The sequence below is a fragment of the Sulfitobacter sp. HI0129 genome, from assembly GCF_001635395.1.
Lineage (GTDB): Bacteria > Pseudomonadota > Alphaproteobacteria > Rhodobacterales > Rhodobacteraceae > Sulfitobacter.
In genome coordinates, this window is record NZ_LWGH01000520.1 from 1 (window position 1) to 3919 (window position 3919).

4 protein-coding genes are annotated in these 3919 nt (G+C 66.1%); 2 read left to right on the plus strand and 2 right to left on the minus strand.

Annotated features, from left to right (window positions below; genetic code table 11):
• Positions 1 to 930, plus strand: a 930-nt coding sequence (locus A3764_RS14160) for a PDR/VanB family oxidoreductase (RefSeq protein ID WP_150122191.1), incomplete at its 5' end; no start/stop codon positions are given.
• A 101-nt stretch (positions 931 to 1031) separates the two neighbouring features.
• Positions 1032 to 1721 (plus strand): ribulose-phosphate 3-epimerase, encoded by a 690-nt coding sequence (gene rpe / locus A3764_RS14165; protein ID WP_067923833.1) that lies wholly within the window; start codon positions 1032 to 1034, stop codon positions 1719 to 1721.
• 37 nt (positions 1722 to 1758) lie between these two features.
• Here the strand turns inward: rpe and A3764_RS14170 are convergent, their stop codons facing one another.
• Complete coding sequence (locus A3764_RS14170) at positions 1759 to 3252, minus strand: class I adenylate-forming enzyme family protein (RefSeq protein ID WP_067951697.1); 1494 nt, start codon at positions 3250 to 3252, stop codon at positions 1759 to 1761.
• Between the two features lie 47 nt (positions 3253 to 3299).
• Positions 3300 to 3919 (minus strand): enoyl-CoA hydratase-related protein (locus A3764_RS14175; RefSeq protein WP_067951698.1); only part of this gene is annotated, 620 nt, incomplete at its 5' end.

A 3919-nucleotide genomic window follows, 5' to 3' on the forward strand; every position in this document is an offset into this window, starting at 1 on the left:
ATCGACCGGGTAAGCCCATTGGGTGGGGGCGTCACCCTCTTTGACCTGCGCGCAGCCGACGGTAGCCCCCTGCCGGGATGGGAGGCGGGCGCGCATCTCGACATCGTGGTCGCACCCGAATTTCTGAGACCTTATTCCCTGACAGGCGATCCCGCCGACCGGCACCGCTACCGCATCGCCGTGCTGCGCGAAACCGCCGGACGCGGCGGATCGGATCTGGCCCATCGGATTTTCACGCCGGGGCGGCGCATCTTCGCGGCCCGACCCGCGAACCATTTCCCGCTGGAGGAAGCCGCCCCCTTCTCGCTCCTGCTGGGCGGGGGCATCGGGATCACTCCGATGATCGCCTTCGCGCACCGCCTGCACGCCCTCGGGCGGGGCTTTGCGCTGCATTACTCCGCCCCCACGCGCGAACGCGCCGGGTTCGCCGATTATCTCGCCGCTACGGAATGGCACAAAGCAACCTATCTGCACCTCTCTGACGAAGGCAGCCGCCTGAATGCGACCCGGCTTTTGACCGATCTGCCCCAAGGGAGCCATGTCTACATCTGCGGCCCCGAAACCTACATGGCTGACATGCTCCGCGCGGCTGCAGACGCGGGCCTGCCGGAAGCGAACATTCACCGCGAATATTTCGCCGCCCCGACCGTACCGGACCGGCCCAACCACCCCTTCACGCTGCGGCTCGCCTCGGGGCGAATGGTAGAGGTCGCCCAAAACCAGTCTGCCGCCGAAGCGCTCGTACGCGCTGGCATTCCGGTTCCACTGAAATGCAGCGATGGCATCTGCGGGGTCTGCCAATGCGGTCTGCGCGGAGGCGCGGTTGACCACCGCGATCATGTCCTGTCGCAAGCCCAGCGGAAAGAGCGGATCATCCTGTGCCAATCCCGCGCAGCCGAACCGGGCGGGATCGTCGAAATCGATCTCTGATCCTGCTTCCAAATGGCAAAAAATCCCCGCCGGAGGCTCCGCCGCTTTCCAACAGCGCCCCGGGCGGCTATGACGCGCGCAGTTCCCCAAAGAGGCCCGCCATGACGTTCGACCGTTCGCTGAAAATCGCCCCCTCCATCCTTGCCGCAGATTTCGCCGCCTTCGGCGCGGAATGCGAAGCGGTGGAGGCGCAGGGCGCAGATTGGGTGCATGTTGATGTGATGGACGGTCACTTCGTGCCCAACATCAGCTTCGGCCCCGCAACCTGTGCCGCCATTCGTCCGCATATCAAGGGCGTGATGGACGTTCACCTGATGATCGCGCCTGTGGACCCTTATATCGACGCTTTCGCAGCGGCGGGGGCGGATATCCTGACCGCCCATGTCGAGGCGGGGCCGCATATTCACCGCACCCTGCAGGCGATCCGCGCGGCGGGCTGCAAGGGGGGGGTGGCGATCAACCCCGGCACCCCTGCCGAAGCAGTGGCGGATCTGCTCGATCTGACGGACCTTGTCTGCGTCATGACGGTGAACCCCGGCTTCGGCGGGCAGAAGTTCATCGACATGACAGACAAGATCCGCAAGCTGCGCCAGATGATCGGCGACCGCCCCGTGCATATCGAGATCGACGGCGGGGTCGATCCCGGCACCGCCCCGGCGGTCGTCAAGGCGGGCGCTGATGTGCTCGTGGCCGGATCTGCGGTGTTCAAGGGCGGCTCGGTTCAGGATCCGGCGCCCTACGGCGAAAACATCCGCGCCATTCGCGCCGCGGCGGAAGGCACCTGGACCTGATCAGTCTGGGGCGGGGCATACCCTTCGCCCCGCGCCGTCAGTCGAGCCTGTCCGCGAACGCGGCCAACAGCCGATGCTTAAGTATCTTGCCCGTGGGTGCCGCGGGCAGTTCCGTCGCCAGCACGATCTGGCTGGGACGTTTGTAGCCTGCAAGCTGCTCCTTGACGAAGGTGCGCAGTTCCTCAGCCGTCACATCGTCCCCGGGCGCGATCTGGACGAAGGCCAGCACCTCCTCGTCGCCGTCTTTCATCCTGCCAATGACCGCTGACTGGATCACCTTGGGGTGATCGTTCAGCGCCGCTTCGACCTCGGGCGGATAGACGTTGAATCCCCCGTGGATGATCAATTCCTTGCTGCGCCCCAGAATATGAAGGTGACCATGTTCGTCGATCCGGCCCAGATCGCCGGTCCGCAGCCATCCTTCGGCGTCCAGCGCCTTGGCCGTCTCTTCGGGATTGCGGTAGTAGCCCTTCATGATATGCGCGCCGCGCGTCTGCACCTCGCCCGAGCCTTCGCCGCCGCCCGGCACGCTGTCGTCGATACGGACTTCGACACCGGGCAAGGCGGGCCCCGTCGAGGTATCGGGCGAACCGATGGGATTGCGCGTGGCGCAGACGCCCGCGGTCGTTTCCGTCATGCCGTAGCCGTTCTGCAGGGCCACGCCATAGAACGCCTCCGCCTTGCGTTTCCACGCAGGATCGAGCGGCGCCGCCCCGGAGGAAACATAGCGCAGCCGGTCCGAGCCGAGCGAGGTGAGACCCTGCTCCTTGGTGTATTGCATCAGCAGGGCATGCATCTGCGGAACGGCGGACAGCAGCGTCACCCCGTCTTGAAGCGCCGCAAAAAGCTTGGCTGCGGAAAAACGTGCTTCCAGCCGGACGGCGGCCCCGGCATAGCAGGAGGCTGTCACCACGGAGGCCAGACCGAACACATGGGTAATGGGCAGCACACCGTAGATCAGATCATCGGGCCTCATTTCCCGCAGGTTGGCCGAAGCCGTGCCGCCGAAACGGACGTTGTCATGGGTCAGCATCACACCCTTGGGATCGCCCGTCGTTCCGGTGGTATAGAGCAGTACCGCCACGTCGGAGAGATCCGGATCGGGATTGCTGGGGCCGGGCTTTACAATATGCAACTTGCCAAATGCACCTTCGATTTCGGACGCCCCCAGCCTTTCGGCATGGGCGGTCGCATCGGGCGAGGCGTGGCAGGTCATCAGGACAGCGGCAGGCGTGGCGTGATCGAGGATGCGGCGCACTTCCGCTTCGGTCTGGCGCGCGTTGACCGGTATGATCGCCGCCCCGACCTTCCATGTCGCGAAGAGCGCGGCAACCGCGGCCGCGCAGTTCTCCGAAAGCATCAGGACGCGATCGTTTTCGGCGACACCCGCATCGCGCAGGCGCTGCGCCAGATCGTCCGAGGCGCGGTCCAGATCCCCGTAGGTCCATTCCACGCCGGTGCTGTCGCTCAGCGCGGGCGCGTTGCTCCGCTCGGCCACCTGCCCTGCCAGAAATTCCTCTACCCGTGCCATGCGCGATCCTCCCTGATGCGTTCTCGGCGCTCGCCCTTCCGGGGCCGTCAGTCGCCGTAACGCGGTTTTCTTTTTTCGAGGAAGGCCGCAATGCCTTCCGCCGCCTCATCGCCCCCGGCAGCGCGCGCCATGGCGTCGCGCTCGGCGTCGAGTTGACGGGCCTCCGTCGTTTCATAGGCCAGCGCCACCAGCCCCCGGATCACCCCCTGCGCCTCACGCGGGCCCTGCGCCAGCGCATCGGCCAGCAGCATCGCTTCCGCCATGGCCTGACCTGCGGGGCAGATCACGTTGACCGCCCCCAGTTCGGCAAACCGGGTGGCCGGAACGGCGCGGCCCAGCAGACACATCTCCATCGCGAACGGCCGCGGCAGCATACGCGCCATCGCAGAGGTAAGCCCCCCGTCCGGAACCAGCCCGGCCTTGACATAGGCTGCGGTGAATTTCGCATTTTCCGCCGCCACAACGAAATCGCTGGCCAATGCCAGCGAAAGCCCCGCCCCCGCGGCACCCCCTTCGACCGCCGCGATGACGGGCACCGGGCAGTTGCGGATGCCGCGCACCAGATCGTGCAGCTCGTCCACCTTGCCGCGCCGGTCCGGTTCGGACATGGCGCGCCGTTCGATCAGGACGTTGAGGTTGCCGCCCGCGCAGAAAAAATCCCCTTCGG